A 12,453-nucleotide genomic window follows, 5' to 3' on the forward strand; every position below is an offset into this window, starting at 1 on the left:
AAACGACCTCTTCTTAAAGAAATTGATAGCAGCGGTTTCTTTCATCCACCACTCTTGTCAGGAAATATATCCACGCAAATCCTTGAGCATGCCAAGGGGGAGAGGCGAGAGAAAAGAATCCACTATAAGTCGACCCAATTATAAAAGATTATTGCGATTTTGTGAATAAGATTGGCGAAAAAATGTTTCAAAGGATGAAACCCAGTTTTGTTTTTTCGCGCGCTTGCTCCATTTGTCCCGATTGCTGCATAATAGTTCCATAAGCATTTGTTGCTGTTTTTTGGCAGAAAGGAGACCTTTTTGAATCAGGAAAACTGGGTGGAGCGCGTCTTTCAGATCATTCGCTTTTTCTGGGTATGCCTGCTTGTTTATGTAGGAATCTGGCTGTTTCAGTTTGCAACACCATTACTGTACCCATTTATAATCGCTTTAGTCATTGCGCTCATGATCCACAGACCCGTCACTTTCATCACGAAAAAGTTCAAAATTCCCCGCTGGCTGTCGGTTACGATCGCCCTGCTTGTACTGATGCTTCTCGCCATCGGCCTGGCTACCCTGGTCGTAACGGAAACGGTCGTAGAGATCGGCGAACTGGCAAAACGGCTGCCGGTGTTTGCCCAAGAGCTGTCCGAGTATTTGCAGCGGACGATTTCCCAAGACTTCTTGCTCGGCATCTACAACCAGGTTCAATGGATTTACGACCAGCTTGATCCGAACTACAAGGACAAAATCAGCAACACGGTCGGCAGCGGCATCACTTCGATCACACACGCCGGACAAAATCTGATTGTCAGCTTCCTGGACGGCTTGAAAAACTTGCTCGTCTCCTTGCCGAACATGGCTACCGTCTCGGTCATCTCCATCATGGGCGCTTTCTTTATTTCAAAAGATTTCTTCCTCTGGGAATCGCGCTTCCGCCGCCTTTTGCCAAGCGGGGTCAACAATCGCCTGGACCAGATTTTTCGCGATCTGCGCGCCGCTTTGTTCGGGTTCATCAAAGCTCAGGTGACGCTTATTTCCCTGACTGCGGCGATCGTGATCATCGGACTGTTGATCATGCGCGTGGAATACGCGATTACGATCGGCCTGATTACCGGATTGGTTGATCTCCTGCCGTATCTCGGCACGGGAACCGTCTTCGTTCCCTGGATCATCTACATGTTTTTCAAAGGCAACTACACCATGGTCATCGGTCTGTCGATTTTGTACGCTGTCGTGCTCATCTTCCGCCAGATCATCGAGCCAAAGGTTGTAGCAGAGAGCGTCGGCCTCGATCCGCTGCTCACGCTGGTCGCCCTGTTCGTCGGGTTGCAGCTGTTCGGGTTCCTCGGACTGATCATCGGCCCCGTCTCCCTCGTGTTGATCAACGCCCTGGTCAAAGCCAATGTGTTCGTCGACATCTGGATGTACATCAAGGGAAAACGCACCTAAAGAAAAAACCGCTTGCGAGCTGCCTGCTGGCGCAAAGCTCGAAGCGGTTCTTTTTTTGCCATAACCTGTCTGTCTTCTACCTAGCGACTTAGCGACGGAACAAAAAGCGAATCCGTCCCGAAGAAATCAAATACCACAGCCATTGCTTCAGCAAGTGCCGCAGCATCATCCGGGTGTAAGGGATGAGAAAAATCAAACCGATCACATCCGACACAAACCCTGGGAGCAAGAGCAAAATGCCGCCAACCAAGATCAGCACACCGTCGATGATCGTCTCTGTCGGCATCTGCCCGCGAGACAGTTGGAACTGAAGCGTGCGAAACACTTGAACCCCTTGTTGCTTCGCGAGCCAAGCGCCCAACAGCCCCGTAACAATGACCAGCAAAACGGTGTTCCATCCGCCGATCAGCGAACCTACTGTAATCAATCCCCATAGCTCCAAACCAAATCCGATCACAAACAGGATCACGAGAAAGCGCAACATGCTATTCCCCTCCTTTGTGCTGGGCATCCAGCCAAGCGTAAACTTCCGGCTCCGTTTTGGCCAGGCGTATCGGTCTAAGCTCGCTGTTCGTGAAGACGTGCATCGTCTCCCCCGACACAAGCAGCTCCTGATCCGACACGCGAATAACTTCGTAAGCAAACGTCAGGCGAACGGCAGTCAGTTCTTTGACCCGCGTCCTGATCTCCACCATATCATCGTAACGAGCAGGCTTTTTGTACGAGATGGCGGCATCCGTAACCGGCAAAAGCACACCTCTTTCCTCCAGCTCGCGATAGGTGAGTCCCGCTTGGCGGATCAACTCTGTTCGCCCCACCTCAAACCAGTTCAAGTAATTCGTATGGTAGACCACACCCATCTGATCGGTTTCGCCGTAGCGCACTCGCAATTGATGAGTATGAATAATTGGACTCACAAACCATCGCCCCTTTCTCTCTAAGGCTATTGTACCATAGACAAACTGCGCTTGCGGTTGACGATGGTATGGCATTTTTTCATTCGGTCAATACTCGAAGAAAAGACTGCCTAAATCAGGAAAGTAGGAAAAAAGGGAATGTGGGGAGCAGCGTTTGTTTTGGTCACAGCGGCCATCATCGCCTGGTTTGAAGTCCCGAAGCTTGTTCGAAGACGCTATCATCGGGAGCTCGTCGTGTTTTCCCTCTTGCTTCTGCTCGGCGCCATTACAGGAACGCTCAAGATATTGGACGTACCTGTCCCCAATCCGGGCGACTGGGTGAAAGTCATCTTGAGTCCCTTCGGAGAATTTTTGCAGAAACTGTTCGAATAGGAGGACGTCAGGTGCTGTCCACAGTCAAAATCTCGAATCGGCAAATGACGATCATTACTTGCCTATTCAGCATCGGCACGACGATTCTGGTCGCCCCTTCCACTCTGGCTGCGAACGCACAACAGGACGCCTGGATTTGCGCCCTCTTGGGAAATGCAGTCGGCTTGGGCTTGGCCTGGCTGTACATCTCCGTCGGCTTGTTTTATCCAAAAAACAACCTGCTGGAAATAAACGAACGGATCTTGGGCAAATGGCTCGGCTGGCTTGTTTCGTGCTTCTTTCTGTTCACCATGCTGCTCTCCTCCGCTCAGGTGCTTTTTTACATCGGCAATTTTTTAAAGACAAACATGTTCCCGGAGACGCCCATCATCGCGCTGCACATTCTTTTTTTGCTCGTCGTCATGCTCGCTGCCCACCTGGGACTGGAGACGTTTGCGCGAAGCATCGAGTTGTTTGTGCCGCTTTTGCTCTTGTTGTTTTTCTCCCTGATCTTTTTTCTTTTTCCGAGCATGGAGATCGAAAATATCCAGCCGATTCTGGAAGCGGACGGGAAAAGCCTCGTAAAAGGAACCTTGACGTTTGCCAGTATGACGTATTTGACACTTCCCACCTTGCTCGTCTTTTTTCCCGTTTGCCTCACTGATCCCCGCTCCGCGCGCAAATATTTTATTGCCGGAGGGCTGATTGCCGGTTTGAAATTATCCATGGTCATCCTGGTCAGCATTTTGGTACTGGGGCCGGATGGCTCGATCCTTTACGCCTATCCCAGCTATACGCTGGCCCAGCGGATCAGCATTGGAAATTTTTTGCAGAGGGTGGAGGCGATCGTCGCCATCCTCTGGTTCTTTACCATCTTCGTCAAACTGAGCATGTACTTTTACGCCGGATTAATCAGCATGACCCACGTCTTTCGGCTCCGCACCTACAAACCGTTGATCATCCCGACCGCTTTCGTCGTAGCCGTTTTTTCGCTGATTGTCTACCCGAACACAGCGTACATGGCAAAATGGGATGTCGATGCCTGGTTTCCCTACAGCCTGATCTTCGGACTGTTTTACCCGCTGCTCCTGCTCATCGTCGGCCTGATCCGGGCCAAAACAAAACCAGGGAGAGACCCATCGTAACGGTCTCTCCCTGGTTGATGACTGACTGGATTAGCGAATCGGGCAAGCGCCGCCTTCGCAAGATTCTGCGGTCGACAGGTCTGCATCTGTGCCTGTCTCGTATTGCTGCAAAATAGCAGGGTCGAAAGGCTTCATCGACTGCTTGAGCGCTTCGTACTGCTCTTTGCTGCATTCCTCGTACGGAGCCAACTGGTAGTTTCCGCCATCGAGCTGCAAGAAAGACACGCCGACAAAATTGTCCCAGTTTGCATAGACGATCTCTTCCACTTCGTTCCATTCTTCCTTGCGAACGGTAATCGTGTTGGAAGAATTGTGTTCGGTGTACTCCTTTTGGAAACGGAAGTACGTATCGAATTGGCGCTTGGCGCTCACTTCGTTTTTCGTTTCCTGCGCACCCGACGCTACCGGGAAGTCAATCACGAGCGTGCGGGCATTCGCCATGCGCTCCTCGTGCGTCTCCCCTTGTGTGCCGACCTCCGGGTGAACCGTCCAGCCGAGAGCTTGTACCGCTTTTGCCAACGGGTCTTGTGCGTTGATGCGAATGCGGCGGATGTAGTACGGCGAGTGCGACCAGTGCAAGCCGCTGGAAACCCCGCCAGCCACCTGTGACAGCGTTCCTTCCGGCTTCACTGTCGTGACCAGCAGCGGCGAATTGACGCGCAGCTCGTACGCATAGCGGTTCGCTTCGTCGCGGGCAGCATTTCCGAGCTGACGCAGCAGTTCAAGCTCCTGCTCCTCCGTATAGCCGAGAGACGCGAGCGCATCTTTCAAGCCAGTCAGCGACGTTCCGAGCAAACGGTCGCGCTGCTGCACCGTATCCCAATGCGGCAGCTCCAGTGTAACGAGCGTCATCCGCAGTCCTGCACGGGCAGATTTGCGTTGCGCATCCAAAAGTCCATCCAGATCCAAATACTTGGAGCCGTCTTCGTTCTCACGCACAAACTGAACGAGATTGACCGTAGTCAAGTTGCAAACGCCATACGAATCAAGCAAAATTTCCGCACAAGGATTCAAGCCCTCCGCATTTGGACGACGGCGATTGGCTTCTTCCAGGTTGATAAAGCCAGGCTCGCCTTCCAGTTGCATCAAGGTGAACACGAGATGCAAAAACTCTCTAGACGGTTGTTTCGTAAAGGCGATGGAGTTGTTGGACATGCGGCGGTGATCCAGGCCGAATCGTCCGTCCCCTACCTTTTCGATGCTGTCAAACCATACAGGCTTGTGCTCGCCCAAAAGTTCGCCGACGCGGCGGTGATGCGCCAACTGCTCTTCCGTCCAGAAGCCGTTGATGCCGTATTTCGCCAGCATGCACTCGTAGTCGTCGTGATCGAACAGGAAAATTTCCGCTGTGCGGCGCACGCCCCCAACTACGACGTTTGCTCCGATCAGATTGCCAATGTCGAGAATATGTACGGGGCGAATCTTGCCGTACCCTTTTTCGTCACTTTCAATCGGGGCCAGATGCTCGTCGATCTGGTTTTTCAGCACTTTGTCGATGCCTTCAAACATCTCGCGAAGCGGCTCATGTCCGCTTGCTGTACCGCCAAAACGCTTCAGTCGCTCTCCTTTTGGACGCACGCTGTTGTAGGAGATTTTCACTGTATGAATATGCTCGTAGGAACCGTCGGTCAAAATTTGCAGGTACAAGCGCAGCGACTCTACCCAGCCCTCTTTGCTGTCTCCCACGTAAATTTTGGCGAAACCGTTATCCAGCACATTCAGCTCGGAACGCTCCAGTCGCTGATGCTTGGGCAATGGGCGGTACTCGGAAGAAAGCAAGGCCACGTTGGTCCGGATCGGACCGAGTCCTGCTGCCATCGCTTTCGTGCATTTGAAGCCGACACCTGTTCCTACCAGCAGCAGGTAGAACAAATCGCCAAGGTCGTCCCACGATTTGATGTTCAGGAAAGAGCAGTTGAAGTTGGCCAGCGGGTACAAATCGGCCACGCCGTTTTCAGCTCCGCCCACCCACAGCGTCCGGCCGGACAAAAACTGACGCAGGTTGAACATGTTGTCAAACAGACCTTCCGCTTCTGCTTCCATCGCACGCTCATCCGGGTACAGGCCGATTTTTTGCAAATGTTGATACGCAAGCTTCATATTGTAATCCACCGAACGGCGGCATGTTTCTTTCCATGTTTCCCGTCTGCCTTTTTCCGGGATAAAACGAGAATAAGTCCGATAGTACACAAATTGTCCCAGAGGATTCATATGATCGGGAAAGTCTTTGTATTGTGCTAAAAATTCATCCCTCAAGAAAGCGGTGCGGGATACAGTTTCGGTCGCCAGCATAACGTTCCTCCTTCGAATGGTTCCTCTCTAGTTAACTATCTTTATGGGAAAAACTCAATAGTTTTATCTATATGTTGTACGCAATAAAATTCGACAACACTATATGTTGTGTTTTGCTTAAAAATAGTTCTTGACATCGCTCATCCTGCAACGGGAAGCGATTTTCGGTGTTTTCGCTCCTTGCAAACAGGCCATTACAGTGAAAACTCGACACTTTCCCGGCGCTTGCTCAGACGAACACCTGATCGATTTTATCAGATTCCCTCCCCGTTTGCACCACCTAAAAAACACCGTATTCTGGAAAATGCTATCAGCGAAAATCGCGTTGCCACCAGTCTGCCCAATGCAAAAAGGGGTGACAAGATGCCACCCCCAAAAAGTGCTTTTGCTATAAAAATGAGTCTGATGACCTACAGAACCCGCGTCTGCCCTGAATAAATATGCCCACGCTCGGAGTCAACCGTAACGATTTGGCCTTCCTTCAGCAAGTCGGTGGCAAACTGCACGCCTACGATCACTGGGACGCCCAAATTGAGCCCGACGATCGCTGCATGGGATGTCAGCCCGCCCTCTTCGCAAATGACCGCTCCTGCCTTGCTGAACGCTTCAATCATGTCCGAGTCCGTTCCGATCGTCACCAGGATCACGCCGTCTTCTACTTTTTGCAGCGCTTCTTCTGCCGAACGGGCGATGACGACTTTGCTCGTCACGACTTTGCGACCGATGCCTTGGCCTTTTGCCACGACATCGCCGATCACGTGAATCTTCATGAGGTTGGTTGTCCCTACTTCACGCACAGGCACACCCGCGGTAATGACTACGAGGTCGCCGTGGCGCACGAAGCCTGCGTCGATTGCTTCCTGGACAGACATCTCCAGCATCTCATCGGTTGTGTTTGCCAGCACGCCTTTGACCGGATATACGCCGTTTACGAGCGCCAGTCGGCGAATGACAGCTTCGTGCGGTGTGACCGCTACGATGGGAGCTTTCGGACGGAATTTGGATACCATGCGCGCCGTATGACCGCTCTCTGTCGCCGTAATGATCGCTGTCGCATCGAGATCGAGCGCTGCATTGGAGACAGCCTGGCTAATCGCATCGGTAATCGTCACTTGCTTGAGCTGCGCTTGCGCATACAAAATCTCACGGTAGTTAAGCTCTTGCTCTGCTCGTACCGCGATGCGGTCCATCGTTTCGACCGATTCTACCGGATATTTGCCCGCAGCCGTCTCACCGGACAGCATGATCGCGTCTGTGCCGTCAAAAATCGCATTGGCTACGTCGCTTGCCTCTGCGCGAGTAGGACGAGGGTTGCGCTGCATGGAATCGAGCATTTGCGTCGCCGTGATGACAGGTTTGGCCAGCTCGTTGCATTTTTTGATTAGCTTTTTCTGGACGAGCGGCACTTCCTCTGCTGGAATTTCCACGCCGAGGTCGCCACGCGCTACCATGATGCCGTCTGTTACGACGAGGATTTCATCGACATTGTCGACGCCTTCCTGGTTTTCGATCTTCGCGATGATGTCAATGCGCACGTTGTGGCGCTCCAAAATCTGGCGAATTTCGAGAATGTCGCTCGCCTTGCGGACAAAAGAAGCCGCAATGAAATCGACTTGCTGCGCAATCCCGAACTCGATATCTTGTGCGTCCTTTTCCGTAATTCCCGGCAAATTGATTTTGACGCCTGGCACGTTGACGCCTTTTTTGCTTTTCAGCGTTCCGCCGTTTTTGATTTGGCAAACGATCTCGTTGCCTTGCACTTCCAGAACCGTCAGCCCGATCAGGCCGTCATCAATCAAAATCGTGTCGCCCGGATTGACATCCTGAGGCAGTTCCGAATAAGTGATCGAGACTTTTTCTGCCGTTCCTGCCAGTTCTTCTGTCGTCAAAATCAGCGTCTTGCCTTCTTCCAGCTCGACCGAATCTGTAGCAAGCGTGCCTGTGCGAATTTCCGGCCCTTTTGTATCCAAAAGAATCGCCACCGGCTTGCCTGTCTCTTCGGACGCACGACGAATGTTCACGATCCGCGCTGCGTGCTCTTCATGGCTTCCGTGGGAAAAGTTCAGACGGGCTACGTTCATCCCCGCATGAATCAGCTTTTTCAACGTTTCAACGGACTCACTCGCCGGTCCGATTGTACACACGATTTTTGCTTTCCTTAACATAGGAATTATGCCTCCTCTATACACTGCTATCCAGGCTTTGCCTGATCAAATAGACAGTGTGCGCGCCAGTTGATATACGGATAAATCCAGTTGGTGTTTCTGGGACAATGCTTCATTGAAATCGACGTCGACGATTGTGTTGTTCTGGATGCCAACCATCCGGTCTTTTTTGCCTTCCAGGAGCAAGTCGACTGCGGCTGCTCCCATCCGGCTCGCCAGCATGCGGTCCATCGCGGTAGGTGAGCCTCCGCGCTGAATGTGCCCAAGCACGGTCACACGCGTCTCCCAGCCTGTTTCCTTGGTGATGGCTTCCGCGTACGAAGCAGCGCTGCCTACGCCTTCCGCCACTATAATGATGGAATGCTTTTTGCCACGGCGCTGTCCGGCATGCAGGCGTTCTATAATATCGCTCATGTCCTGGGATTCTTCCGGGATGATAATCGACTCGGCCCCAGCAGCAAGTCCTGCCCACAGTGCCAAATCGCCTGCATCCCGGCCCATTACTTCGATAATGTAGGTGCGCTCATGAGAGGTTGCCGTGTCGCGAATTTTATCGATCGCTTCCACAATCGTATTCAGAGCGGTATCGAACCCAATCGTAAAATCGGTGCACGGAATGTCGTTATCAATCGTTCCCGGCACGCCGATGGTCGGGAAGCCTTTTTCCGTCAGCTTCTGTGCGCCGCGGAACGACCCGTCTCCACCGATGACGATCAGCCCTTCAATCCCGAATTTGCGCAGCTGCTCCACTGCTTTTTGCTGCCCTTCCTCTGTTCTGAAGGCTTGGCTGCGGGCAGAGTAAAGGATGGTTCCTCCTCGCTGGATAATGTCCCCAACGGAGCCCAGTGTCATTTCCTGGATATCGCCATTCATCAGACCTTCGTAGCCGTGATACACCCCGTACATTTGCACTCCGTGGTAAGCAGCACGACGAACTGCCGCACGCACCGCGGCGTTCATGCCGGGCGAATCTCCTCCGCTGGTCAGAACCGCAAGCTTTTGCATGGAATCCACCTCTCCAATCCATTTCGTCTTTAGCATGTCATGAAACGGAAACAGTATGTACCATAACGACTATGAAACATGCTGTATTACTCCATTTCGTATATCTGTTATACACAGAACAGAAATGTGCCATACTTTTTGAAAGCTCTGATAACTCGCTTGTTCGAAATCGATTGTAGCAGATTTTCCGTGCCAAAAAAAGATAAGAAAACTTGGCTGTGCCATGATTTTATTGCGGTCTGTGTTCAGACCATACTATCGTCCATCAATAGACTCAGTCTTTTTACCGCACAAAAAACGCCCCCTGTGACTTACAGGGAGGCGTATTCGCCGATTCGTTTGAACTTCTCATATCGGTCCTGTATCAGTTCATCCGGGCTCAAACGACCCAACTGTTCCAATTGCTCGGCAATCACCGTCTTGACCGCTGTTGCCTGCGCAATCAAGTCTCGATGCGCCCCGCCGAACGGCTCGTCAATGATGCCGTCGATCACGCCGAGCGCGAGCAAATCAGGAGCCGTAATTTTCATCGACTCCGCTGCGCGCATGCCAAGGCTGGAATCTCTCCACAAAATGGCCGCCGCGCTCTCCGGTGCAATCACGGAGTAATAGGAATTCTCCAGCATATAGATGCGATTGCCGACGCTGATCGCCAGCGCACCGCCGCTGCCGCCTTCGCCGATGACGATACAAATAATCGGCACGCGAAAAGTAGCCATTTCCCGCAAGTTGCGAGCAATCGCTTCGCTCTGGCCGCGCTCTTCTGCCGCTTTGCCCGGATACGCTCCCGATGTGTTGATGAAACAAATAATCGGACGTCCGAATTTGTCGGCCTGCTGCATGATGCGCAGAGCTTTTCTGTACCCTTCAGGATGCGCCATCCCGAAATTGCGCTTGATGTTGTCCTTGGTGTCTTTGCCTTTTTGATGGCCGATCACAGTCACCGGACGACCGTCCAGCTTGGCGATGCCGCCCACGATCGAATGGTCATCCCCGTACAACCTGTCCCCGTGTACTTCTATAAAATCAGTAAAAAGAAGTTGAATATAGTCCAAAGTCGTTGGTCTTTCCGGGTGACGGGCCAGTTGGACGCGCTGCCACGGCGTCAAGTTGCCATAAATTTGTTCGGCAAGCTCTTTTGCCTTTTGCTCCAGACGCTTTACTTCGTCGGAGAAATCAATGCCTTTTTCTTCGGTAAAGCGGCGCAATTCCTTAATCTTGTCTTGCAATTCTACTAATGGCTTTTCAAAGGGGAGTTCGCCTGCCATATTTCCACTCCTTCCCGTGACGTGTGCATCTCTACCAGTTTGGACAGCGTTTGACGCATGTCCTTGCGATGTACGACCATGTCGAGCTGACCGTTTTTCAGCAAAAACTCCGCAGTCTGGAAGTCTTTTGGCAGCTCCTGGCGAATCGTTTGCTCAATGACGCGACGTCCCGCAAAGCCGATCATGGCTCCCGGTTCTGCGATATTGTAGTCGCCAAGGGAAGAGAAGCTTGCAGATACACCGCCATATGTAGGATTCGTCATGACCGAAACGAACAGCAAGCGCTCGCGGTCCAGTCTGGACAAAGCGGCACTGGTCTTCGCCATCTGCATCAGACTCAGTACGCCTTCCTGCATGCGCGCACCGCCGGATGCGGAGAACAGGATGAAAGGCAGACGCCGTTCGATCGCTTGCTCAATTGCACGCGTAATTTTTTCCCCGACAACCGAGCCCATGCTGGCCATGCGGAAGCGGGAATCCATAACCCCGATCACGATGCGGTTGCCGCCGAGCAAGCCCTCGCCAGTGATGATCGCTTCGTTCAAATTCGTGTTTGCCATATCCTGCTCCAGCTTTTCCAGATAGTCAGGGAACCCGAGCGGATTGGACGCGATCAGGTTCGCGTCAAACTCCTCTGTCAGGACACCTTCATCCAAAAGGGATTGCAACCGCTCTGGCGCGGACATGGAATAGTGAAACTGGCAGCCTTTGCATACGCGCAAGTTTTTTTCCAAATCCTTCGAGTAGTGGATCGTCCCACAATGTGGGCATTTATTCATCAATCCCTCAGGGACTTCCTTCTCCTTCGTACCCGCTTCCTTGCTAGCGTCGGTGGAAGCAGGGACACGTGCCAGCGTCTCGGAAGGGACAGTGGCAAATTTGCGCTTTTTCCCAAAAAGATCTTTTAGCACAGGTACACCCCACCTTTCTCATCAGTGAAGGATCGAGCCGAGTACATCCCGGACTTCGTTCAGTTCGCCTTCGGGCACAAGAATCTCGTATTGCTTCGAAACTCTCGCCTCGCGAACCTTGACCAAAAATCCTTCATCTGTCAAACGTTGCTGTATCCGTTCAGCTATTCTAGCGCTAGGAGCGATGTAGATGACCGTCCACATGCTGGCTTCCTCCTTCATCGTCCAATACAGGTCTGCATCATCATATCACAGCGCCAGCGCCCCTCGCAAATAGGAGTAAAATCTAGAGCTTGCTGTTCTCCAAGTGGTGCCTCATTCTCTCAACCGCGACAGTGACATCGCCTTCGCGAATCGCTTCCATGATCTCGCGATGCTCCTCCAATGCCATGCGCGCCCTGCCTTCCCGCGACAACGATTCAATCCGCACACTGTTGCTGTACTCTACCAAAGGCGTCCAGATGCGGTGCAAAATGGAGTTGCGGCTGGATCGGCAAATCACGCGGTGGAACTGGTAGTCTTCTTCTGTAGGAACCTCACCTCTCTCTACCCGCTCTTGTGCGATCGCGAGAATCCGTTCCATTTCCTCGAAATGCTTGGGCGTGGCCCGTCTACAGGCGAGACGGACAGCATCGATCTCCAGCATCTTGCGCATTTCGATCAAGTCCTTCTTGGTTTTCGTATCCCGTAGGATAAAAAAGCCAAGAATATCGATCAGTCGGTTGTGCCGATAATGCTTGAGGAAAGTGCCTTCCCCGCGGCGCGTCTCGATGAGCCCGAGCAGCTCCAGCGCACGGAGGGCTTCGCGTACAGAGGAGCGACCAGCCCCTAATTGCTCAGACAACTCTCGCTCCGACGGAAGCTTGTCGCCAGGCCGTAAGTTTTGCTCCTGAATGATTGCATGCAATTGCAGGAGTATGCCTTCGTAAACCTTTCGATCTTGAGTCGAGTCGAGCACAATGATCCCC

Annotated in this window: 12 protein-coding genes; 3 read left to right on the forward strand and 9 right to left on the reverse strand. The window is 52.3% G+C overall.

All coding sequences use genetic code 11. From position 1 onward, the window contains the following. Positions 1-300 precede the first annotated feature (300 nt). The gene (ytvI, locus tag IRJ17_RS25735) at positions 301-1,431 is read left to right on the forward strand and encodes a sporulation integral membrane protein YtvI (RefSeq protein ID WP_173596098.1); all 1,131 of its coding nucleotides are present in this window, start codon (positions 301-303) and stop codon (positions 1,429-1,431) included. An 88-nt stretch (positions 1,432-1,519) separates the two neighbouring features. On the opposite strand, the gene IRJ17_RS25740 is transcribed toward ytvI, so the two are convergent. Further along, positions 1,520-1,915 (reverse strand): FxsA family protein, encoded by a 396-nt coding sequence (locus IRJ17_RS25740; RefSeq protein WP_122962912.1) that lies wholly within the window; start codon positions 1,913-1,915, stop codon positions 1,520-1,522. A gap of 1 nt (position 1,916) precedes the next feature. Continuing rightward, a complete protein-coding gene (locus IRJ17_RS25745; RefSeq protein ID WP_122962911.1) occupies positions 1,917-2,348 on the reverse strand; it encodes an acyl-CoA thioesterase in 432 nt (143 codons plus the stop codon). A gap of 138 nt (positions 2,349-2,486) precedes the next feature. Here IRJ17_RS25745 and IRJ17_RS25750 point away from each other — a divergent pair, with 138 nt between their 5' ends. Continuing rightward, on the forward strand, positions 2,487-2,720 hold the full coding sequence (locus IRJ17_RS25750) for a hypothetical protein (RefSeq protein WP_122962910.1): 234 nt from the start codon (positions 2,487-2,489) through the stop codon (positions 2,718-2,720). A gap of 11 nt (positions 2,721-2,731) precedes the next feature. Next, positions 2,732-3,844 carry a GerAB/ArcD/ProY family transporter gene (locus IRJ17_RS25755; protein ID WP_173596097.1) on the forward strand — a complete coding sequence of 371 codons (1,113 nt, stop codon included), beginning with the start codon at positions 2,732-2,734 and terminating at the stop codon, positions 3,842-3,844. A gap of 30 nt (positions 3,845-3,874) precedes the next feature. On the opposite strand, the gene nrdJ is transcribed toward IRJ17_RS25755, so the two are convergent. From nrdJ to IRJ17_RS25790, 7 genes are all read right to left on the reverse strand, one after another. Beyond that, positions 3,875-6,136: a ribonucleoside-triphosphate reductase, adenosylcobalamin-dependent gene (nrdJ, locus tag IRJ17_RS25760; protein ID WP_122962908.1), complete on the reverse strand. Its 2,262-nt coding sequence runs from the start codon at positions 6,134-6,136 to the stop codon at positions 3,875-3,877. Positions 6,137-6,546: 410 nt separating this feature from the next. Continuing rightward, positions 6,547-8,301, reverse strand: a complete 1,755-nt coding sequence (gene pyk / locus IRJ17_RS25765) for a pyruvate kinase (RefSeq protein ID WP_122962907.1) — start codon at positions 8,299-8,301, stop codon at positions 6,547-6,549. A gap of 45 nt (positions 8,302-8,346) precedes the next feature. Then, a complete protein-coding gene (gene pfkA / locus IRJ17_RS25770) occupies positions 8,347-9,306 on the reverse strand; it encodes a 6-phosphofructokinase (protein WP_122962906.1) in 960 nt (319 codons plus the stop codon). A 311-nt stretch (positions 9,307-9,617) separates the two neighbouring features. Continuing rightward, positions 9,618-10,574: an acetyl-CoA carboxylase carboxyl transferase subunit alpha gene (accA, locus tag IRJ17_RS25775; RefSeq protein WP_063229170.1), complete on the reverse strand. Its 957-nt coding sequence runs from the start codon at positions 10,572-10,574 to the stop codon at positions 9,618-9,620. Next, on the reverse strand, positions 10,541-11,485 hold the full coding sequence (gene accD, locus IRJ17_RS25780) for an acetyl-CoA carboxylase, carboxyltransferase subunit beta (RefSeq protein ID WP_122962905.1): 945 nt from the start codon (positions 11,483-11,485) through the stop codon (positions 10,541-10,543). The genes accA and accD overlap by 34 nt, the downstream gene beginning before the upstream one ends. Positions 11,486-11,506: 21 nt before the next feature. Further along, entirely contained in the window at positions 11,507-11,689 is a 183-nt protein-coding gene (locus tag IRJ17_RS25785; RefSeq protein ID WP_122962904.1) for a glutamate decarboxylase, read from the reverse strand. 82 nt (positions 11,690-11,771) lie between these two features. Then, positions 11,772-12,443 (reverse strand): FadR/GntR family transcriptional regulator, encoded by a 672-nt coding sequence (locus IRJ17_RS25790; protein WP_122962903.1) that lies wholly within the window; start codon positions 12,441-12,443, stop codon positions 11,772-11,774. Positions 12,444-12,453 lie beyond the last annotated feature (10 nt).

The sequence above is a fragment of the Brevibacillus parabrevis genome (assembly GCF_022701015.1).
Taxonomy (GTDB): Bacteria; Bacillota; Bacilli; order Brevibacillales; family Brevibacillaceae; genus Brevibacillus; species Brevibacillus parabrevis.